Genomic DNA, 20,727 nt, shown 5'->3' on the forward strand with positions numbered 1-20,727 from the left:
TTTGCTATGATAAAATATAACATAATTAGTAGCCGGAGGAAGGAAGCAAATCTATGAAATCCAAGATTCCATCTGAAGAAGTGGCCGTTAAGATGAATGAATGGTATAAGCTGATCCGCGCGTTTGAAGCCGATAAAGCTGAAGCGCTGAAGCGGGAGATTCAATATGAACTCGAAGATATGGAAGAAAATCAGGATTTATTGTTGTATTTTTCATTGATGGAATTTAGGCACCGCATCATGCTGGATAAATTAAAACCCATGAAAGACGGCGACTGCCAGCCTCCGTTCTCTGAAATGCTCACTGAGATTGAGATGAACCAGCAAAAGCTGACCGGCTTACTGGAATATTATTTTTACTATTTCAGGGGAATGTATGAATTTAAGCAGAAAAACTTCATCTCAGCGATTTCTCATTATAAGCGGGCTGAGGAAAAGCTTGAATATGTGGAAGATGACATAGAGAAAGCCGAGTTTCTGTATAAAATTTCTGAGGTGTACTATCATATCAAGCAGACTTTCTTTTCGATGAATTACGCGGGACAGGCGCTTGATATTTACAAGAAATATGAATTATACGGAATGCGAAGGGTGCAGTGCAAATTTATCATTGCCGGAAATCTGATGGACGCCCAGCAGCATAAAAAAGCGCTGGAATACCTCGAGTGCGCCTTGGAGCACGCGGAGCGGCTTGATGATCAATATATGATTGCTGCGGCCTATTATAATATCGGGCACTGTATGTACAGTCTGGGTGACTTTTGCAAGGCGGCGGAGGATTTTGAACGGGCGGCTGCCGGATTTGAAGCACACAGCTTCCGGCAGGTCATCCAGGCTGTTTTTTCACTCACACATATCTACTTTAAAACGGAAAAATACAGTGAAGCCGCCGCCAGCTGCGCGCGGGGCATGAGAAGCGCGGCGGAGTGGGAAGATGAGATCTATATGACGAAATTCCGTCTGATTAAAGAGCTTTATCAGGGGGAAGGCGGACAGGATTCGCTCAAAGAGTATTTTGACATCCTGGAATCAAAGGAGCTGTTGGCTGACACAGAGGAACTGCTTCAGGACGCGGCTCATTTCTTTCATAAACGGGAGAACTACAAAGCGGCATCTTATTTTTTCAGCAGGCTTGTCGGCGTGCAAAAAAGGCTGCAAATGAACAACTACGCATAATGAAAAAAAGAACGAGGGAGCTTCGGCTTCATCGTTCTTTTTATGATTCCTTTTGTTTTCAGCCGATTAAAACCGGGTACATGCTCTGTATTAACATCAGGGAGGAAATGAGACAATGTATCAGGATTTACAGGGAAAAACAGCGATCGTAACAGGTTCTTCGAAAGGAATCGGAAAAGCCATTGCCGAACGCTTCGGCAAGGAGCGGATGAATGTGGTAGTGAACTACCTCGGTGATTCCGCCGGAGCGGAAGAAGCGGCGGACATCATTGAGAAAGCGGGAGGCAGAGCCGTCACCGTAAAAGCCGATGTCTCCTCAGAAGAAGGGATTCAGGCGCTGTTTAATGCCGCTCAGGAGCATTTCGGGGGCGTGGACGTGATGGTCAATAATTCCGGCTTTAACGGAGCCGAAGCGATGCCCCATGAAATGAGCCTGGAGGATTGGCAAAGGGTCATCGACGTCAACGTGACCGGCACCTTTTTGGGGGCGAAAGCGGCACTGAAACATATGCTCGAGCACGGCAAAAAAGGAACGGTCTTAAACATATCGAGTGTTCATCAGCAAATACCGCGTCCTGAAAACGTGCAGTACTCGGCATCCAAAGGCGGTATCAAAATGATGACGGAAACGATGGCGCTCAATTACGCAGACAAAGGCATCCGGGTGAATGCCATCGCTCCCGGCACGATCGCCACGGAGTCCAATAAGGATCTGGAAGATGAAACACATAAACAGGCCCAGCTGAAAAAAATTCCGATGAACGCCTTCGGAAAACCGGAAGAAGTCGCCGCGGCCGCCGCATGGATGGTGTCGGAAGAAGCGAGTTACGTAACCGGAACGACACTTTTCGTAGACGGAGGCATGACGCTTTATCCGTCTCAGCTGGAAAGTTAAAAGAGGAGGGGAAACCTTCTCTTTTTTGTTTAGAGAAGGGTCATAAAGGAAATGGTTCTCTAAAAAACAGGAGGGCCGCAAGATGGCGAGTGACTGGTGGAAAGACGCCGTTGTCTATCAAATCTATCCGCGAAGCTTCCAAGATACGAACGGCGACGGCATAGGCGACCTGCGGGGGATTATCGCGCGTCTCGATTATATAAAAGAACTTGGCGCTGATGTAATATGGATCTGCCCGATTTACCCGTCGCCAAACGTCGATAACGGCTACGATGTGACGGATCATCAAGCGATTATGGAATCATACGGAACGATGGAGGACTTTCACGATCTGCTTGCAGAATGCCGCAGCCGCGGATTAAAGCTTGTGATGGACTTCGTCTTAAATCATACCTCCACGGAGCATCCTTGGTTCAAAGAGGCGGAAATGAATCCGGACAGCAAATACCGCGATTATTATATTTGGCGGCCGGGCACCGCGGACGGCCCGCCGACCGATTGGGTGTCGGATTACGGACAATCCGTCTGGCAGTACGAAGAACATACGGGCGAATATTACCTGCATATGAACGCCGTCAAACAAGCCGATCTGAATTGGGAAAATCCCGAGGTTCGGCAATCAGTATACGAGATGATGAGATTTTGGCTCGATAAAGGCGTGGATGGATTGCGAATAGACCAGCTCCATCTTCTGTCAAAAAAAGAATACCTGCCGCCATATGAAGATTACATCGCCCGCCGGGCCGATCCGAAGCCTTTCCGGCCAAACGGGGCACGGATACATGATTACTTAAAAGAAATGACGAAAGAGGTATTTTCCAAATATGACGTGATGTCGGTCGGCGAGGCCGGATCAGTGACGCCTGAGGAAGGACTCGTTTATACGGGAACCGATGAGCATGAGCTGAATATGATTTTTCATTTTCAGCATATGGAGCTTGATCAAAAGCCGGGCCAAGAGCATTGGGATGTAAAACCGCTTGAGCTGTCCGATTTGAAGAAAGTGCTCACAGACTGGCAGGAAAAACTGGAACATCGAGGCTGGAATACGCTGTATTGGTGCAATCATGACCAGCCCCGGATCGTATCCCGTTTCGGAGACGAAGGCACATACCGCAAAGCATCCGCCAAAATGCTTGCCGCCCTGCTTTATTTCATGAAAGGCACGCCGTACATTTACCAGGGGGAAGAAATCGGCATGACAAACGCTCCGTTTGACAGAATAGAGGATTATCAAGATATTCAGACCATCAATATGTATCATAAAAGGGTATTTGAAATGGGCCGGAACAGGGAAGAAGTCATGGCGTCCATTATGGCGAAAAGCCGGGACCATGCCCGTACACCGATGCAGTGGGACGGCAGCAAGAATGCCGGATTTACGGAGGGCGAACCGTGGCTCACGGTCAATCCCAATTACAAAACCGTCAATGCGGCCGAGGCTCAGGATGATCCCGATTCTATATTGAACTTTTACAAAAAACTGATCCGCCTGCGAAAACAGTATGCTGATATCATAAAAGGCAGCTACACGCTGCTGCTTCCTGATGACCCGCAGCTGTTTGTGTATGAAAGACAGGCAAACGGACAAAAACTCATGTCCATCAGCAACGTATCGAAAGAAGAAGCCGCTTTTTATTGGCCGGACGGTTCCGAACCTGAAAGGGCCGAGCTGCTTCTCAGCAACTATGATAATGACAGCGGCACGGAATCCCGCATCGCATTCCGTCCTTATGAAACAAGAGTTTATCTGCTTGCCTGATATGTGATAGGACGCCCCCGTCCATACATGGCGGGGGCTTTTTAGGTAAATTGGATATTAATTTAGAAAAAAATATCTTGCAAAACGTAATTACTTCGTTTTATTATGGTATAGGTAACAAATGAACGAGAAAGTACGCTTTGGAAATCGTCATCATTCTGATTTACAGAACAGGGGGAAACGGCTTGTTTAAAAAATGGAGCGGAATCATTGTCATTGCGGCATGCTTTTTAATTGCGGCGGGCTGCGGCAATTCATCTTCAAAAGGTTCGTCAGGTTCTTCAAAAAGCGGCAAACTGCACGTCGTGACGACCTTTTATCCTATGTACGAATTCACGAAACAAATTGTCAAAGACAAAGGCGATGTAGACATTCTCATCCCGTCTTCGGTCGAACCCCATGATTGGGAGCCGACGCCGAAGGATATCGCCGGCATTCAAAACGCCGATCTTTTCGTATACAACAGCGAATATATGGAGACATGGGTTCCTTCAGCGGAAAAAAGCATGGGCTCTGATCATGCGAAGTTTGTAAAGGCGTCGAAAGGAATTGACTTACTCGAAGGTTCGGATGAAGAGGAAGAGGAAGAGGAACATGGACACGGCGGTCATGACCACAGCCACAGCATGGACCCTCACGTGTGGCTCAGCCCGGTTCTTGCGCAAAAAGAGGTCAAAACCATTACGGCGCAGATCGTAAAACAGGACCCGAAGAATAAAGAATACTATGAGAAAAATAGTAAAGAATATATTGCAAAACTGCAGGATCTTGATAAACTATACCGTACAACATTAAATAAAGCGGCGAAAAAAGAATTGATCACACAGCACGCGGCATTCAGCTATCTCGCCAAAGAATACGGCTTAAAACAAGTCGCGATTGCAGGCCTTTCTCCTGAAGAAGAGCCGAGTGCGGCCAAACTGGCGGATCTCAAAATGTTTGCCAAAAAGCATGATGTGAAGATCATCTACTTTGAAGAAGTTGCATCGCCTAAAGTTGCAGATACGCTTGCCGGTGAAATCGGCGCGAAAACGGAAGTGCTCAATACACTGGAAGGTTTAAGCCAAAAAGAACGGGATAAAGGCATCGGTTATATCGACATTATGGAGAAAAACCTTGATGCACTGAAAGATTCGCTATTGGTTAAATAACATAGTGTGCGCCGCGGGGTGCACACTATTTCTATGCGGGAAAGGAAGGTCAGCATGAATCTCGTTACATTACAGGATATCGTTTTTGGTTATTCGCATACACCCGTGCTTGACGGCGTGTCGCTGGAAATCAAAAGCGGCGAATTCGTCGGCATTACAGGACCGAACGGCGCGTCAAAATCGACGCTGATGAAAGTCATGCTCGGCATGCTCAGACCTTGGGAAGGAACGGCCGAGATCAGTAAAAAAAACGCAGCCGGAAAACGCCTGACAATCGGCTATGTTCCGCAACAGATTTCTTCATTTAACGCAGGATTCCCAAGCACGGTTCTGGAGCTTGTGCAATCAGGCCGTTATACGAAAGGAAAATGGTTTAAACGATTGAACGAAACGGATCACCACGAGGTGGAAAACGCGCTGAAGATGGTGGAAATGTGGGATTTCCGCCACCGGAAAATCGGCGATTTATCCGGCGGACAGAAGCAGAAAATCTGCATTGCGAGAATGCTTGCGAGCAATCCGGATCTGCTGATGCTTGATGAGCCGACAACCGCGGTTGATTATGAAAGCAGACAGGGTTTCTACGAATTTATGCACCATCAGGTGAAAAATCACAACCGCACCGTCGTCATGGTGACACACGAACAAAACGAAGTACAGCAGTATCTGGATAAAGTTATACGGCTTGAGAGGGGGGAAAAAGGCGGATGGAAATGTTTGACTTGGAATTCATGCGACGAGCTTTTCTAGCGGGAAGCATGATCGGAATTATGGCGCCGATATTAGGCGTATATCTCGTGCTGAGAAGACAGGCGCTGATGGCGGATACGCTGTCTCATATTTCATTGTCGGGCGTCGCCATCGGTTTTTTTCTCAGTACCAATATTACGGCGGCGAGCATCGTTGTCGTCACGATCGGAGCGATCGGCATTGAATACATGCGGCGGGCATACCGTACATATTCAGAGGTATCTATCGCAATCTTAATGGCGGCCGGGCTGTCGTTTGCGATGTTTCTGATCAGCCTGTCAAAAGGCGGCGCGTCGATGAGCATCGATCAATATTTATTTGGATCGCTTGTCACGGTCAGCCAGCAGCAAGTCTATATTATCGGAGGCATTACCCTGCTGATTCTGCTTTATTTCATTATATTAAACAGACCGCTCTATCTGCTTACCTTTGACGAGGCGACGGCGAAGACATCAGGCATTAACACAAACCTCCTGTCAATGTCATTCAGCATCGTGACGGGGCTGTCGATTTCGGTCATTATTCCGATTATCGGCGTGCTGCTCGTTTCCGCGCTCCTCGTACTGCCCGCGGCTTTTGCAATCCGTATCGCCAAAGGGTTTAAATGGGTGTTTGCGGCAGCCATTATTATTTCCCTTTTCAGTGTGTTCATGGGGCTGACGTCTTCGTACCAGCTCGGAACGCCTCCGGGGCCGTCAATCACTTTACTGTTAATCATTCTGCTTCTGCTCGGGTTTACGCTGCAGGGGATTTGGAATGCGTTTAAAAAAGGAAAAGAACGAAAAAACCGCCGTTAAGCGGTGCAGCAGTCTCATCTGCTGCTCCGTTTGACGGCTTTTTTTTACAGAAATATATCAGCAAGACGCTTATATGACTCTTTTTTTGCTTCGAAATCAAAGACGTTGCACAGCACCATCATCTCTTTTGTCTGATACCGCTCGGAAAGTTCAAGCAGACGGCGTTTCACTGCGGCAGGAGAGCCGATCACCATCCGCTTCCTGTTTTCTTCTATCTGTTTACGGTCCTCCGGCGAATACGGATAAGCCTTCGCTTCCTCCACACTCGGCACGCGGCTGTCGGCGCCTTTTCCGACACGAAGAAGCCATAAATCCTGGCTTAAGGCGAGTTCTTCCGCTTTCTCATCCGTAGCCGCGCATATGACGAAAATGGCACAGAGCGAGGCGGGAGCGGAAAAATGGGCGGAGGCCCGGAAATGGTCCCGATAGATCTGAAAAGCTTTTTCCCCGCGTTCCGGATTAATGAAATGGCCGAAGACATAGCCCGCACCTTGAAGAGCGGCGCGTCTGGCGCTGTTTTCCCCGAGGCCGAGCACCCAAAGCTGCGGGGCTGTTTCAATCAAGGGCGCTGTTTTTATTCCGGCATAAGCATGGTCCGAGGGAACCGAATCTGTCAGAAAGGATGATAAATCCTGAAGCTGCCTGTTGAACTCGGTCATGCTTTTCTTTACCCCGTCTGTGAGGGCGAGCCGGATTTTCGTCGTGCCGCCCGGTGAGCGTCCGACCCCGAGGTCAATCCGGTTCGGATGCAACGCCTCAAGCTGACGGAAAGTTTCCGCGACTTTATAGGGGCTGTACTGCGGCAGCAGCACGCCGCCTGATCCGACACGGATGGACGTTGTGGCTGCGGCGGTATGAGCGATCATAATTTCCGGCGAAACGCTTGCGAGCCCTCTTGTGCCGTGATGCTCGGCAAACCAGTACCGCTTATAGCCCCATCCTTCACTGAGGCGGGCGAGCTCCGCTGAACGGCGGAGCGTCTCGTGCGGCCCGTTTCCTTTGGATACGGGCGCCTGATCAAGTATGCTTAAATCAATCACTCGTCTGCCCCTTTCCTGACATGTATTGATACAAGGATAGGAAAAATGTTCAGTCTTCGTCAATTTCTTTGTTTTCTCTATTCTCTCCGGAACGAAGGAGAATATAGGAAGTAATTTTTCGCCGTTTTTCGCCAAAAATTCTTATGTTTTATGAAACTTTGATATAATAAAAGACGTATATCTTAATAAACACCGGGATTCTTGTCCCGGAATTTAGTAAAAATGCGCACTTGCGGCGTGCTTAGCGGCACCCTTACAGAATAGGAGTGAATCATATGGCGATCTCTTTACAAAAAGGACAGCGGATTGATTTAACAAAAGGAAAAGCCGGTCTGTCAAAACTGCTGGTCGGACTCGGCTGGGACCCTGTATCATCCGGGGGCTTTTTCGGAAAGCTGTTCGGCGGAGGCGGTGCCAATATCGACTGTGACGCTTCCGTACTGATGCTTGAAAATGATAAAATGACAGACAGCAAAAACGTCATCTATTTCGGCAATCTGAAAAGCCGGTGCGGCGGTGTCGTACATACGGGTGACAACCTGACGGGTGAAGGCGACGGCGATGATGAACAAATTCTCATCGATTTGGCGAAAGTGCCCGCTCAGATTAATAAACTTGTGTTTGTCGTCAATATTTACGACTGCGTCAGACGAAAACAGGACTTCGGCATGATTCAAAACGCGTTCATCCGCGTCGTTGATCAGGCTAATCGCGAAGAACTGGTGACTTACAATTTAAGAGATAACTATTCAGGCAGAACGAGCCTGATCGCGGCTGAAATCTACCGCCAGGACGGCGAGTGGAAATTCGCTGCAGTAGGAGAAGGCACAAACGATACAAAAATCGGCGATATCGTTAACCGATACGCCTAAACGATAAAAAGGAGAGTGCACACATGGCAATTTCATTGGCAAAAGGACAAAAAGTAGATTTGACTAAAACAAATCCGGGTCTTTCTAAAGTCGTTGTCGGCCTTGGCTGGGATACAAACAAATACGACGGTGGACATGATTTTGATTTAGATTCCAGCGTCTTTCTATTAAATGAAGCGGGAAGATGCGCGTCGCCCGATGATTTCATTTTCTATAATCAGCTTGAAGGCGGAAACGGCTCTGTCGCACATTCAGGCGACAACCTGACAGGCCAGGGCGAGGGCGATGACGAAAGCGTAAGAGTCAACCTGAGCGCGGTGCCCGCGGCTATTGACAAAATTTCATTCGTCATCACGATTCATGAAGCGGAAGCGCGCGGCCAAAACTTCGGACAAGTTTCCAACGCGTTCGTGCGCATTGTCAATGAAGAGACAAATGAGGAGCTGATCCGCTATGATCTGGCTGAAGATTTCTCAATTGAAACAGCCATTATCGCAGGGGAGCTTTACAGACATAATGGCGAATGGAAATTTTCCGCGATCGGCTCAGGCTACCAAGGCGGACTGGCTCGTATTGCGACAGATTACGGCCTGCAAATCGGCTGAACCATATCAAACACAGAAGGGAGAGACGGCACATGGCTATTCAATTGGCGAAAGGACAGCGTGTTGATCTGACAAAAACGAACCCCGGCCTTACAAAAGCGGTGATCGGCTTAGGGTGGGATACGAACAAGTACTCCGGAGGGCATGACTTTGACCTTGACGCGTCGGCTTTTCTTGTCGATGCCCATGACAACTGTGTAAATGATCTTGATTTTGTTTTCTACAATAACCTGGAACACCCGAGCGGGGGCGTCATCCATACGGGAGACAACCGGACGGGCGAGGGCGAGGGAGACGATGAACAAATTATCGTCGACTTCTCAAAAATACCCGCAAATATTGAAAAGATCGGCATCACCGTCACGATTCATGATGCGGAAGCGCGCGGCCAAAATTTCGGACAAGTTTCGAACGCGTTCGTGCGCGTCGTCGATGAAAACAGCCAGAATGAACTGCTTCGTTTCGATTTAGGGGAAGACTTCTCGATTGAAACGGCGGTTGTCGTTTGTGAGCTTTACCGCCATGGGGCTGAGTGGAAGTTTAACGCCATCGGCAGCGGGTTTTCCGGCGGTCTGGCATCACTTTGCCGGAATTACGGCTTGCAGGTGTAAGCAGGAAATTACCGTTTTACTAAATAGGAGGAAAAAACTTGGATTTTCTACATCATATTATGTCGACCTACGCTTCCTTTTTTGATTGGAAAATGTGGGGTGAGGTGCTGACTGACCCTGTATCATGGGGGCTGATCGGTTCCTTGGTTCTGCTGGAAGGGCTGCTGTCGGCCGACAATGCGTTAGTGCTTGCGGTTATGGTAAGGCATCTGCCTGAAAAACAGCGGAAGAAAGCATTAACATACGGATTGTTCGGGGCATATATTTTCCGTTTTATCTTTATCGGGATCGGAATGCTGCTCATTAAGTTCTGGTGGATTAAAGTGCTTGGCGCGCTGTACCTGGCTTGGCTCGTCATTAAGCATTTCTGGATCGGAGAAGGTGATGACGATACGGAAGGCATGAAGAAAAATTCATGGATGGTCCGTACGTTCGGAATTTTCTGGGCCACTGTCGTTTCAGTTGAGTTAATGGATCTGGCCTTCTCTGTTGACAGCATTTTGGCCGCGTTTGCGGTATCGGAAAAAGTGTGGGTGCTCTTGATCGGCGGTATGCTTGGCATTCTCATGATGCGTACAGTCGCAAAAGTATTCCTTGTTTTAATTGATAAAATCCCTGAGCTTGAAAATACGGCTTTTGTGCTGATCGGGATTATCGCCGTGAAAATGGCGGCGAGCGCCTTTGATTATGAAATGCCGCACGTGGTGTTCTTCGGAATCATCATCGCTGCGTTTGTGGTAACGTTTATTATCCACTATTTCAACAAACAAAAGCAGGTTCAGGAGCAAACGGCTGCATCTAAAGAAGAATAAAACAAAAAAGGAGGGAGAGTTCATTTCCTTCCTTTTTTGTACCGATCATCATGAAGAGAAAGGAGGAAAATGATGAGGCAGGAAGAATTGGTGATCCAAAAGGCCGAGCCGGAAAACGATGACTGGGAAACGTTTCTGCTGCGGCCGCTGCCGGAACGTCCCGGTTACGATCGGGAAAACGGGCTGGCGTTTACCCGTCTTGCCGTCCGGATTTTGGGCACTCCTTATGATGAAACGGAGTATTACAATAAGCTTTTCGAGCTGTCTTCTCATGAAAACATCCATGTGTTAAGCGAGACGCTGGATAAGACCATCGCGCCTGAAACGTTTCAGGCGCTCCAGCACATTCATTCGGTCAATCAAAAAGAGAAAGGGCTTTCGGTTTCCAGGTTTGTCGCGTTTCTCGATGGGGGCAGGCTGCTTGCCAAACACGCTGATCCGCTTATGCACCGCCGGCTGAGAACCGCGTTTATGACGCTTTTGGAAACCTTTGCGGACCGGCATGAAAACGGGCTGAATCATCCCGATTTCCGGCGTGTGCTCTTGGATGTGTCAAAGTTTTCGCTGAACCACCTGAATCCATGGCTTGAACAAGCCGATATAGAGCGTGAGATGCCGAAGGTGGTGTGGTATGGAGACGCTACCAAAAGCCAGCTCTATTTTCTTTATTATCTCATGCTGATCGGCTGTGACGTCCTATTGTTTCATCCGGCTGCGGAAGATCCGTTCAGCTTGATTGATCCGGATGAGGAACTCAGCTTTGTGATAAAGCTCCCCGCAACAGGCGGCCTTGAGCCATTCCCGAAAGAAAAGCCGGACAGAACGTCCACGACAGCCTACCGGTCAACGAAAGAAATTGAGCATGTGCTGAACCATGAGGAATCTATGATGTATAAGCCTTGGCAGTTCAGGGATCATACCCCGCAGTCCGTGACATTAAAAACGACGTATGATGAGTTATTTCTCATTGCGAAGGAGCGGGCGTTTATCCGGCCGCAATTTAAAGCGGACAGGGAGCGGGTGGCCGTTCCGAACCTTTTTGCGAAAGTGATGGGGGTTTCCAAAGATACGAAAGAATATTGGAATAGACTCCATACCGCCGCAGACTATCAGGAGACACACATGATCCGCAGTTTTCCGTTTACGGAAGAGCTGAAAGCCAACTACCAGTATCACTACAGTCAGGTTTTGAACGAAGAAGGAGCGATTGACGCGGACAGGCTGAAAAGAAGCAACATCTGGCAGTACAAGCATCTCCCGTCAGGCGTGCAGAACGCCATCGCCAATGTGATTTCTGACATGTGCAGAAACCCAGGGCTGAAGGCTTTGCCCGGGGAGCAGGCAAGGGATGCCGCAATCTATTTGTTCCGCCAGGCGACGAACCTGCCCGCTTCGCTGCTGCAATTGATTCAGACGTTTGATTACGCCCAAACCGTTCCGAAACTCGTTTTATATCATACGGAACAAAATGGCGAACTTACACGTTCTGACGCCGCCGCTCTATTGTTTTTAAATAAATTCGGCGTCGATATCATCTTGTATAATCCGCCGGGGCATCAAGATATTGAGCATTATATAGAAGAAAGCCAATTTGATGTCCATTGGCTGGAGGACATGGTATTTCGGCAGGAATATAAGGAGCCGTCACTCGTAAGAAAGCTGTTTAGAACCATTACGCAAAAGCAGGGAGAGTAAATAAACATGACAGAAAATCAAAATCCGCTTGTTCTTGATAAAAATGAAGAGATTTCTGAACAAAAAGCAGATGACATCAGGGTGCAGCTGCGCCAAGACCCTGAGGTGCAGCGCATTTCACAGCAGATTGACGTGAAAAACCAAATGGAGCTGCTTGAGTACGGAAAAGAACCGGCAGTTGAAATCTCGAAGTTCTCCGACCGCATCTTAAATATGATGAAAACAACAAGTGTCACGGATTCAGGCACAATGCTGACGCAGCTCGGAAAAATCATGGACCGTTTTGACAAAAATGATTTCGATGAACCAAAAGGATTTCTCGCTAAAATGTTCAAACGCGGCAACAGCATGATTGAAAAGATTTTTCAAAAGTACCGCACCCTGGGCGGAGAAATTGAAAAAATCCACGTCGAAATTTCAAAATACAAAGATGAAATGGCAAAGACGAACCATACGCTAGAAGAGATGTATGAAAACAACATTAACTACTACATGGAGCTTGAAAAGTATGTCGTTGCCGGGCAGATGAAGCTTGAGGAAATGCAGGCGCTCATTCCTTCTTATGAAGAAAAAGCGGCCGGCGGAAACCAGCTTGCGCAAATGCAGCTTGATACGCTGCGTGACGGGCTTCAGGCGCTTGAGGAACGTGTCTATGATTTAGATATGGCGCGGATGGTAGCGCTGCAAACGGCGCCGCAGATCCGCCTCCTTCAGCGCGGAAATACGAAGCTCATCGGGAAAATCAATTCCGCTTTCGTCATTACAATTCCGATTTTCAAAAACGGCATCATTCAGGCTGTCACAGTCAAACGGCAAAAGCTTGTGGCTGATTCAATGAGCGAGCTGGACCGCCGCACGAATGAAATGCTGAAGCGAAACGCTGAAAATATTTCAAACCAAAGCGTGGAAATTGCCCGTATGGCAGGCCGTCCGAGCATTGACATTGAGACGATTGAAACGTCTTGGAATACGATTGTCAGCGGTATGCAGGAAACGAAACAGATCGAAGAAGAGAACAGACGTATCAGAGAAGACGGCGCGAAACGGATTCAACAGCTTCAGGATAATATTAAAAACGCAGTCTTAAAGAATTAACACACACCCCGCTTGCTTACGGCAAGCGGGATTTTTTTGCGAAAAAAGATAATGACAATGTGTAAAGACAGGTGTAAACTTATACGGTAATCATTTTCGATTTGAGGTGCTGCTTATGAACACACAACCTGCCGTCACCCCGCGAAAACTTCTGGCGATTGCCGGAATGGGCTGGCTGTTTGATGCGATGGATGTCGGAATTTTATCGTTTATTATCGCCGCGCTTCACACTGATTGGAATTTAACACCCGATCAAATGAAATGGATCGGAAGCGTCAATTCCATCGGTATGGCAGCGGGCGCCTTTGTATTCGGAATGCTGGCCGACAGAATCGGCCGGAAAAAAGTGTTTATGATCACGCTGTTATTCTTTTCTGTCGGAAGCGGCATATCCGCTTTCGCAACGGGATTGACGGTTTTTCTCATATTGCGTTTTCTGATCGGAATGGGGCTTGGCGGGGAACTGCCTGTCGCCTCAACGCTCGTGTCAGAAGCGTCCCCTCCCGAAAAGCGGGGACGGATCATCGTGCTGCTTGAGAGCTTTTGGGCCGCGGGCTGGCTTCTTGCGGCGGTGATTTCCTACTTTGTCATACCGTCATTCGGCTGGCAGGCCGCGCTGCTCTTAACGGCGCTGGCCGCGTTTTATGCGCTGTACTTGCGGAGAAGCCTTCCGGAATCACCGGCGCATCAGGCATTGCCGCAGAAAAAAAGCATACGCGGGCAGGCGGGAAGTGTCTGGACGAAACCGTATATCCGGCCGACGGTGCTGCTGTCTGTTGTTTGGTTCTGCGTCGTCTTTTCTTATTACGGCATGTTTTTATGGCTGCCGAGCGTGATGCTGATGAAAGGCTACAGCATGATTGAGAGCTTTGAATACGTCCTTCTGATGACACTTGCCCAGCTTCCCGGATATTTCTCTGCGGCGTGGCTGATCGAAAAAGCGGGGCGGAAGACCATCTTAGTCATCTATTTGCTCGGAACGGCGGGCAGCGCTTATTTCTTCGGTGCCGCGGATTCATTGGCCATGCTGCTCACAGCGGGCATGCTGCTGTCCTTCTTCAATCTCGGTGCATGGGGCGTGCTTTACGCCTATACACCGGAGCAGTACCCTGCGGCGATCCGTGCGACCGGTTCCGGAACAACGGCGGCGGTCGGCAGAATCGGCGGCATTTTCGGTCCGCTTCTCGTCGGATCGCTTGCAGCCCGGAACGTTTCGTTTACAGTGATTTTCGCCGTCTTTTGTGCGGCCATCCTGATTGCCGTCATCACCATTATTATTCTCGGAAAAGAAACGAAACAGACAGAGCTTGCGCAATGAGCACCCTTTTGGGGTGTTTTTTTTAGTGAGCGGTCTGTTGACAGACCTATATTTTTCCTTAATATTCCTTATTTTTAGGAGGGGAAAACTTCTTTTTTCAGGACAATGTCGCGAAAAAATTCTTGTTTTTGTAAAAAAAGGATAGGAAATCAGTTTGCAGCACATTCGATGGAAACGTTCTCAAGCCTGATAAAAGCCCGGTTTCCTTTATAATTTATCCTCAATAAGGAGGATTAGAGAGTATTTAGAAGCATACCAGAGGAAAATAAGACACAGGGATGTTTTTAAAGTAATGATACAAAATAAAAAGGGATTATGATGTTTGTTTGACTTATTACAAACGTGTTACGGTATTAAAGATTGCTTATTATGGAGGGAAAATATGAATTTGGATGAGAAACCAATTAAGATAAAAGTCGAAAATGTATCTAAGGTTTTCGGAAAACAGACAAAAAAAGCCATTCAGATGCTGTCCAGCGGAAAAAACAAAAAAGAGATCCTGAAAGCTACCGGATCAACCGTTGGTGTCAATCAAGCAAACTTTGATGTATATGATGGGGAGATATTTGTCATCATGGGTCTATCGGGGAGCGGTAAATCAACTTTAGTTCGGCTGTTAAACCGGCTTATTGAACCGACTGCCGGGAATATTTATATTGATGGTGACATGATAACAAATATGTCAAAAGACCAGCTCCGGGAAGTGCGCCGGAAAAAAATCAGCATGGTCTTTCAAAAATTTGCACTGTTTCCGCACAGAACGATTCTTGAAAATACGGAATACGGCCTGGAGCTTCAAGGCGTCGACAAAAAAGAGCGTGAGCAAAAAGCGCTTGATTCGCTTAAACTTGTCGGTCTTGAAGGCTTTGAACACCAATTCCCAGATCAGCTCAGCGGAGGAATGCAGCAGCGTGTCGGACTTGCCCGCGCATTGACGAATGATCCTGACATTCTTCTGATGGATGAAGCTTTCAGTGCGCTTGATCCGCTGATCCGCAAAGACATGCAGGATGAGCTTTTAGACCTTCATGACTCTGTCGGCAAGACGATCATCTTCATCACGCATGATCTTGATGAAGCATTGCGCATCGGCGACAGAATCGTGCTGATGAAAGACGGTAACATCGTTCAGATCGGGACGCCTGAAGAAATTCTGATGAGCCCGTCCAATGAATACGTTGAGAAATTCGTTGAGGACGTTGATTTATCCAAAGTTCTGACAGCGGGCCACATCATGAAGCGCGCTGAAACCGTGCGGATTGACAAAGGGCCTCGTGTAGCGCTGCAGCTCATGAAGAATCTCGGTATTTCTTCTATTTACGCCGTTGATAAACAGAAACAGCTTCTCGGCGTCATTCACGCGGCGGATGCGAAAAAAGCGGTGGAATCCGACTTATCGCTTCAGGATATTTTAAATACTGAATTTACGACTGTGCACGAAAGCACATACTTGACGGAAATTTTCGATGTCGTGTCTGATGCGAATATTCCGATCGCCGTCACGGACGATAAGGACCGCATGAAAGGCATTGTCGTAAAAGGCGCATTAATCGGCGCGCTTTCAGGAAATAACGATTATATAAATGTTGAAGATTCTGCTGAACAAGCTCAGGATTCTTCTGTTCAGGGGGTGAAGTAAATGGACAGATTGCCTAGAATTCCGTTAGCAGATATCGTTGACCGGTTTGTTGACTGGCTTACCATGACGTTCGGAGGTTTCTTTGACGGAATCTCAAACGGTTTGGCCGCTTTCGTAAACGCGATTGTGAGCGGTTTGGGTTTCATCCCGTCTATTTTATTGACTGTTATTTTTGCAGCTCTCGCTTGGTGGATCAGTACGAGAGGAATTGCACTCTTTACGTTAATCGGATTCCTTGTTATTGATTATTTGGGCTATTGGTCGCCGATGCTGCAAACGTTGGCGCTTGTCGTCACATCTGTTTTGATTTCCATTATTATCGGAGTTCCGATCGGCATATGGGCGTCTCAGAAAGAAACGGTCCGCCGCATTGTTACACCGATTCTGGATTTAATGCAGACCATGCCGGCTTTCGTATATCTGCTGCCTGCAATTTTCTTCTTTAATATCGGGGTTGTGCCAGGCGTCGTGGCATCTGTTATTTTCGCGATGCCTCCGACGATCCGCATGACGGTTCTCGGTATTAAACAAGTTCCGGCTGATTTGATCGAAGCGACGGAAGCATTCGGTTCAACGACGTCTCAGCGTCTGTTCAAGGTCCAGCTTCCGCTTGCCACAAAAACAATTCTTGCCGGTATTAACCAAAGCATCATGCTTGCTTTATCAATGGTCGTTATCGCGGCCATGGTCGGTGCGCCGGGCCTCGGTTCTGAAGTATACAGCGCCGTGACACAGTTGAAAACCGGTGTCGGAGTGGAAGCGGGTATCGCGATCGTCATCGTAGCGATTACACTCGACCGTATCACGCAAAACATTAAAGTGAAGAAGAAGAGCAGGGGGAATGCCTGATGCTTAAGAAAATCATCGGTGTCGGCGTTACCGCTGCGCTGGCTCTTTCTTTGGCTGCCTGCGGTTCGCAGACTGATGGTAAGGCAACGGCTGCGGACCAGGTGAACAAAACCATTATCGGTATTGATCCGGGATCGGGGATCATGGCCCTGACGGATGAGGCCGTGAAGGATTACGGATTGAAAGACTGGAATGTCGTCACGGCGTCAAGTGCTGCCATGACCGCGACATTGAAGAAATCATATGACCGGAAAAAGCCGATCATCGTAACGGGCTGGACGCCGCACTGGATGTTCTCCAGATACAAGCTGAAGTTCCTTGATGATCCGAAAAAAACGTACGGAACTGCCGAGCAGATTCATACAATTACAAGAACCGGCTTCAGTAAGGAACAGCCTAACGCGGCCAAAGTTCTCAGCCAGTTCAAATGGACGCAGGACGATATGGGAGAAGTCATGATTGCCGTTGAGGAAGGCGAAAAGCCGGCCAAAGCCGCTGCTGAATATGTGAAAAAACATAAAGATCAAGTAGCTCAATGGACAAAAGGCGCTCATAAAGTAAAAGGTGATAAAATCAACCTGGCTTATGTGGCGTGGGACAGTGAAATCGCAAGTACGAACGTGGTCGGAAAAGTATTTCAAGACCTCGGCTATGACGTGAAGCTGACGCAAGTGGAGGCAGGACCGATGTGGACTGCGATTGCGACAGGCAGCGCGGATGCGTCATTGTCTGCTTGGCTTCCGAATACCCATAAGGCATATGCGTCTAAATATAAAGGCAAATATGAAGATGTAGGAACGAGTCTGACAGGCGTCAAGATGGGTCTGGTCGTTCCTCAGTATATGAAAAACGTCAATTCAATTGAAGATTTGAAGAAGTAATGAAGAAAAGCAGCCCTGTAACGGGCTGCTTTTTTTACGCTTCAAACGATTTGAGGACGGCGGCCGTTAATATCTCAACGCCAGTAAAGATGGCGCTTCGGTCAAATGTCATTTGGGGATGGTGAAGTCCCGGCTCCAGACCGCATCCCAGGCCGAGCATCGTCGTTTTCAAGTTCGGCACCTTTAACCCGTAAAAATGAAAATCCTCTCCACCGGTTGTCACAAGAGGTTCATCCACATGTTCTTCTCCGAGAATGCCGCTTATCGCAGATGCCATGATGGCTTCCGCCTCCTTGTTTCGCTCGGCTGCCGGGAGGCTGTGTTCTTTTTGCAGTTCAATTTTTGCGCCGAATGCGGCAGCCGCCGCCTCACAGGCTCTTTCGGTTTCGGCGGTTAATTTCTCCATGGCGGCATTGGTTTGTGCGCGGAGATCAAGGCTGAACGATGCTTTTCCCGGAATGATATTGGAACTCTCTCCGCCTGCCTGAAGCTTTGTCATCTTCACGGAATGCGGGATGCCGGGATCAAGATGAATGAAGCTGAGTTTTTGGACGAGAAGAGCGGCGATTTCGATACTGTTAAGGCCGAGATGCGGTCTCGCGCCGTGGGCTTCTTCTCCGATAATCAGGCCTTCTATATGCTGGCTTGAGCCATGCAGAATGGACGGTGCGCATCGGCCGTTTGCCGTTTCCTGTACGGGGCGCACGTGCACGCCGTATAAGAAATCAACATCATCCAGTACGCCTTTTTCAATCATTTTCAGCGCACCGCCGCCTTTTTCTTCAGCCGGCTGAAAAATAAAGCGGATGGTGCCCTTCGGAAGTTTCGGCTGACTCTTTAAAAGCATCATCGTGCCGAGCGCCATCGTCATATGTGAATCATGTCCGCATGAATGGTTCGCCTGAAAGACACCGTCCACTTCCTGCCACAGCGCGTCAATATCCGCCCGGACAGCCACAACAGGCGAGCCTTCTCCGATTTCGCCGACAACACCGGTACAATCATCAAACGTGCGGGTTCGGCAGCCGGCCTCTTTCAGTTTTTCAGTCAGATATTCAGTTGTTTGATATTCTTTCCAGCTTACTTCGGGATTGGCGTGCAGGTGGTCAAAAATATCCATAATGACTTGCTTTTCATGCGCTGTGAGTCTGTTCATGCCGTAAGTCCTCCTTCAAAAGCTGTCTGTTTTTTATTTTTGATATTGAAAACAGGCAATCGGTCTGTATATAATATAGCACATATCTGTATTTTCTGAATAGTTTATAAATTTAAAGCGGGATGGTGATGTTATGGCTGTGCCGAAGGCCGAACCTGTATTGAAAAAGAAGAAATTGTTTGTGATGCCTGATGCTTATGTGCTGCTGTTCATTGTCGCTTTACTATGCGCGATAGCGTCGTACATCGTTCCCGCGGGGGAATTTGACAGGGTGACAAAGGGCAGTGTGACGTCCGCCGTCCCGGGAAGCTATCATTCTTTAGACCAGTCTCCTGTCAGCCCGATCGCTTTTTTTACCGCGATTCAGGAAGGGATGACAAGTTCCGCGCCGATTATTTTTTTAATCCTGTTTACGGGCGGCACCATTGCGATTTTGGAGAAAACGGGCGCCATCAATGGATTGATCAGTAATGTCATCAGTACGTTCCGCACAAAACAGCTGCTGTTTATTGCGATTGTCGGATCTCTATTTTCGATCCTCGGCACAACCGGCATCGTCGTTAATTCCGTGATCGGTTTTATTCCGATCGGCCTGATCGTCGCCCGCTCGCTGAAATGGGACGCCGTGGCCGGAGCGGCCGTCATTTATATCGGCTGCTATGCCGGGTTTAACGCGACGATTTTATCACCTTCACCGCTCGGGTTATCACAAAGCATCGCGGAGCTGCCGCTGTTTTCCGGCATCGGCCTGCGGATTGCCGTCTACATTTGTTTTCTGCTATCATCTATTTTATATATTTATCGGTATACGAGAAAACTCAGAAAAGCAAAGGAAGCCAGTCTGCTGGGGAACGATTGGTTTCCGGCGGCAGGTTCACTCCCGCAGGTTTCTGAGCCGGAGGACAAGCATGTCCCGTTTACTGTCCGCCATAAACTGATTCTGGCTGTTGCGGCTTTGTCGCTTGCCGGCTTTTTATACGGCGCGCTTACTCTTGGCTGGTCTGATTCAGAGATGGCCGCTGTGTTCATTTTTATCTCAATCGTGTCCGGCCTGATTGCGGGAATGGCGGCAAATGATATCGCAAAAACGTTTATTACAGGCTGTCAGGGGCTCGTTTATGGTGCGCTGATCGTCGGAATGGCGAGAAGCATTTCCGTTATCCTGGAACATGGAAAGCTGCTTGATACGGTAGTCAATGGACTTGCGTCACTGCTGCACGGTTTCAGCCCGATGGCAGGCGCAATCGGAATGTATATTTCCAGCGCTCTGCTTCATTTTCTGATTTCATCGGGCTCAGGGGAGGCGGTCGTATTTATTCCGATCTTGGCGCCGCTTGCCGATCTGATGGGCATCACGAGACAGGTCGCGGTTGAAGCGGTCATGCTCGGAGAAGGTGTTGTAAACTGTGTCAATCCGACTTCCGGCGTGCTGATGGCCGTACTGGCTGCCAGCGGCATTCCGTACGTAAAGTGGCTTCGTTTTATGATTCCGCTGGCGCTGATTTGGTTTGTCATCGGCCTTGTGTTTATTTGCATAGGCGTCCTGATCAATTGGGGTCCTTATTAATATTTTTGTCAATGATATTTCGGTTTATCATTATGAATCGGCAAGATATAATGGGAG

At 48.3% G+C, this 20,727-nt stretch carries 19 protein-coding genes; 17 read left to right on the forward strand and 2 right to left on the reverse strand.

Annotation, left to right across the window (positions count from 1 at the left end; all coding sequences use genetic code 11):
- Positions 1–53: 53 nt before the first annotated feature.
- From G9F50_RS15165 to G9F50_RS15190, 6 genes are all read left to right on the forward strand, one after another.
- A complete protein-coding gene (locus G9F50_RS15165; RefSeq protein WP_003156660.1) occupies positions 54–1,175 on the forward strand; it encodes a response regulator aspartate phosphatase in 1,122 nt (373 codons plus the stop codon).
- Positions 1,176–1,290: 115 nt separating this feature from the next.
- The gene (locus tag G9F50_RS15170; RefSeq protein ID WP_060563029.1) at positions 1,291–2,070 is read left to right on the forward strand and encodes a glucose 1-dehydrogenase; all 780 of its coding nucleotides are present in this window, start codon (positions 1,291–1,293) and stop codon (positions 2,068–2,070) included.
- Between the two features lie 82 nt (positions 2,071–2,152).
- On the forward strand, positions 2,153–3,832 hold the full coding sequence (locus G9F50_RS15175) for a glycoside hydrolase family 13 protein (RefSeq protein WP_060563030.1): 1,680 nt from the start codon (positions 2,153–2,155) through the stop codon (positions 3,830–3,832).
- A 185-nt stretch (positions 3,833–4,017) separates the two neighbouring features.
- Positions 4,018–4,983 (forward strand): metal ABC transporter substrate-binding protein, encoded by a 966-nt coding sequence (locus tag G9F50_RS15180; protein WP_060563178.1) that lies wholly within the window; start codon positions 4,018–4,020, stop codon positions 4,981–4,983.
- 54 nt (positions 4,984–5,037) lie between these two features.
- A complete protein-coding gene (locus G9F50_RS15185; protein ID WP_003156655.1) occupies positions 5,038–5,733 on the forward strand; it encodes a metal ABC transporter ATP-binding protein in 696 nt (231 codons plus the stop codon).
- Positions 5,691–6,530: a metal ABC transporter permease gene (locus G9F50_RS15190; protein ID WP_060563031.1), complete on the forward strand. Its 840-nt coding sequence runs from the start codon at positions 5,691–5,693 to the stop codon at positions 6,528–6,530. Before G9F50_RS15185 ends, G9F50_RS15190 begins: the two co-directional genes overlap by 43 nt.
- A 44-nt stretch (positions 6,531–6,574) precedes the next feature.
- Here the strand turns inward: G9F50_RS15190 and G9F50_RS15195 are convergent, their stop codons facing one another.
- Positions 6,575–7,570 carry an LLM class flavin-dependent oxidoreductase gene (locus G9F50_RS15195; protein WP_060563032.1) on the reverse strand — a complete coding sequence of 332 codons (996 nt, stop codon included), beginning with the start codon at positions 7,568–7,570 and terminating at the stop codon, positions 6,575–6,577.
- 275 nt (positions 7,571–7,845) lie between these two features.
- On the opposite strand from G9F50_RS15195, the gene G9F50_RS15200 reads away from it, so the two are divergent.
- The 10 genes from G9F50_RS15200 to G9F50_RS15245 all read left to right on the forward strand — a co-directional run bounded on the left by G9F50_RS15200 (position 7,846) and on the right by G9F50_RS15245 (position 17,947).
- Positions 7,846–8,442: a TerD family protein gene (locus G9F50_RS15200; protein WP_015239102.1), complete on the forward strand. Its 597-nt coding sequence runs from the start codon at positions 7,846–7,848 to the stop codon at positions 8,440–8,442.
- Between the two features lie 23 nt (positions 8,443–8,465).
- Positions 8,466–9,047, forward strand: coding sequence for a TerD family protein (locus G9F50_RS15205; protein WP_003156648.1), 582 nt, complete (start codon positions 8,466–8,468; stop codon positions 9,045–9,047).
- A gap of 32 nt (positions 9,048–9,079) precedes the next feature.
- Positions 9,080–9,658, forward strand: coding sequence for a TerD family protein (locus G9F50_RS15210; protein ID WP_003156645.1), 579 nt, complete (start codon positions 9,080–9,082; stop codon positions 9,656–9,658).
- A 38-nt stretch (positions 9,659–9,696) separates the two neighbouring features.
- Entirely contained in the window at positions 9,697–10,470 is a 774-nt protein-coding gene (locus G9F50_RS15215) for a TerC family protein (RefSeq protein ID WP_003156644.1), read from the forward strand.
- Between the two features lie 72 nt (positions 10,471–10,542).
- Positions 10,543–12,165: a YceG family protein gene (locus tag G9F50_RS15220; RefSeq protein WP_060563033.1), complete on the forward strand. Its 1,623-nt coding sequence runs from the start codon at positions 10,543–10,545 to the stop codon at positions 12,163–12,165.
- Between the two features lie 6 nt (positions 12,166–12,171).
- A complete protein-coding gene (locus G9F50_RS15225; protein ID WP_007609246.1) occupies positions 12,172–13,260 on the forward strand; it encodes a toxic anion resistance protein in 1,089 nt (362 codons plus the stop codon).
- Positions 13,261–13,375: 115 nt separating this feature from the next.
- Positions 13,376–14,578, forward strand: a complete 1,203-nt coding sequence (locus G9F50_RS15230) for an MFS transporter (protein ID WP_060563034.1) — start codon at positions 13,376–13,378, stop codon at positions 14,576–14,578.
- A gap of 382 nt (positions 14,579–14,960) precedes the next feature.
- The gene (opuAA, locus tag G9F50_RS15235) at positions 14,961–16,217 is read left to right on the forward strand and encodes a glycine/proline betaine ABC transporter ATP-binding protein OpuAA (protein WP_003156640.1); all 1,257 of its coding nucleotides are present in this window, start codon (positions 14,961–14,963) and stop codon (positions 16,215–16,217) included.
- Positions 16,218–17,066 carry a glycine/proline betaine ABC transporter permease subunit OpuAB gene (opuAB, locus tag G9F50_RS15240; RefSeq protein WP_003156639.1) on the forward strand — a complete coding sequence of 283 codons (849 nt, stop codon included), beginning with the start codon at positions 16,218–16,220 and terminating at the stop codon, positions 17,064–17,066. It abuts the gene before it with no gap.
- A complete protein-coding gene (locus G9F50_RS15245) occupies positions 17,066–17,947 on the forward strand; it encodes a glycine betaine ABC transporter substrate-binding protein (RefSeq protein ID WP_015416757.1) in 882 nt (293 codons plus the stop codon). The genes opuAB and G9F50_RS15245 overlap by 1 nt, the downstream gene beginning before the upstream one ends.
- Positions 17,948–17,981: 34 nt before the next feature.
- Here G9F50_RS15245 and G9F50_RS15250 read toward each other — a convergent pair whose 3' ends face one another.
- Positions 17,982–19,103 (reverse strand): M20 peptidase aminoacylase family protein, encoded by a 1,122-nt coding sequence (locus G9F50_RS15250; protein WP_043021497.1) that lies wholly within the window; start codon positions 19,101–19,103, stop codon positions 17,982–17,984.
- Between the two features lie 133 nt (positions 19,104–19,236).
- On the opposite strand from G9F50_RS15250, the gene G9F50_RS15255 reads away from it, so the two are divergent.
- The gene (locus tag G9F50_RS15255; RefSeq protein WP_060563035.1) at positions 19,237–20,670 is read left to right on the forward strand and encodes a YfcC family protein; all 1,434 of its coding nucleotides are present in this window, start codon (positions 19,237–19,239) and stop codon (positions 20,668–20,670) included.
- Positions 20,671–20,727: the final 57 nt, after the last annotated feature.

The organism is Bacillus sp. EKM206B, from assembly GCF_011066015.1.
GTDB classification, from domain to species: Bacteria; Bacillota; Bacilli; order Bacillales; family Bacillaceae; genus Bacillus; species Bacillus velezensis.

Bases quoted from the DNA above. Each gene is read 5' to 3' on its own strand.
- opuAA (WP_003156640.1), top strand. From the start codon at position 14,961: ATGAATTTGGATGAGAAACCAATTAAGATAAAAGTCGAAAATGTATCT.
- G9F50_RS15200 (WP_015239102.1), top strand. From the start codon at position 7,846: ATGGCGATCTCTTTACAAAAAGGACAGCGGATTGATTTAACAAAAGGA.
- opuAB (WP_003156639.1), top strand. From the start codon at position 16,218: ATGGACAGATTGCCTAGAATTCCGTTAGCAGATATCGTTGACCGGTTT.
- G9F50_RS15170 (WP_060563029.1), top strand. From the start codon at position 1,291: ATGTATCAGGATTTACAGGGAAAAACAGCGATCGTAACAGGTTCTTCG.
- G9F50_RS15220 (WP_060563033.1), top strand. From the start codon at position 10,543: ATGAGGCAGGAAGAATTGGTGATCCAAAAGGCCGAGCCGGAAAACGAT.
- G9F50_RS15245 (WP_015416757.1), top strand. From the start codon at position 17,066: ATGCTTAAGAAAATCATCGGTGTCGGCGTTACCGCTGCGCTGGCTCTT.
- G9F50_RS15185 (WP_003156655.1), top strand. From the start codon at position 5,038: ATGAATCTCGTTACATTACAGGATATCGTTTTTGGTTATTCGCATACA.
- G9F50_RS15210 (WP_003156645.1), top strand. From the start codon at position 9,080: ATGGCTATTCAATTGGCGAAAGGACAGCGTGTTGATCTGACAAAAACG.
- G9F50_RS15175 (WP_060563030.1), top strand. From the start codon at position 2,153: ATGGCGAGTGACTGGTGGAAAGACGCCGTTGTCTATCAAATCTATCCG.
- G9F50_RS15225 (WP_007609246.1), top strand. From the start codon at position 12,172: ATGACAGAAAATCAAAATCCGCTTGTTCTTGATAAAAATGAAGAGATT.
- G9F50_RS15250 (WP_043021497.1), bottom strand. From the start codon at position 19,103: ATGAACAGACTCACAGCGCATGAAAAGCAAGTCATTATGGATATTTTT.
- G9F50_RS15230 (WP_060563034.1), top strand. From the start codon at position 13,376: ATGAACACACAACCTGCCGTCACCCCGCGAAAACTTCTGGCGATTGCC.
- G9F50_RS15190 (WP_060563031.1), top strand. From the start codon at position 5,691: ATGGAAATGTTTGACTTGGAATTCATGCGACGAGCTTTTCTAGCGGGA.
- G9F50_RS15205 (WP_003156648.1), top strand. From the start codon at position 8,466: ATGGCAATTTCATTGGCAAAAGGACAAAAAGTAGATTTGACTAAAACA.
- G9F50_RS15165 (WP_003156660.1), top strand. From the start codon at position 54: ATGAAATCCAAGATTCCATCTGAAGAAGTGGCCGTTAAGATGAATGAA.
- G9F50_RS15255 (WP_060563035.1), top strand. From the start codon at position 19,237: ATGGCTGTGCCGAAGGCCGAACCTGTATTGAAAAAGAAGAAATTGTTT.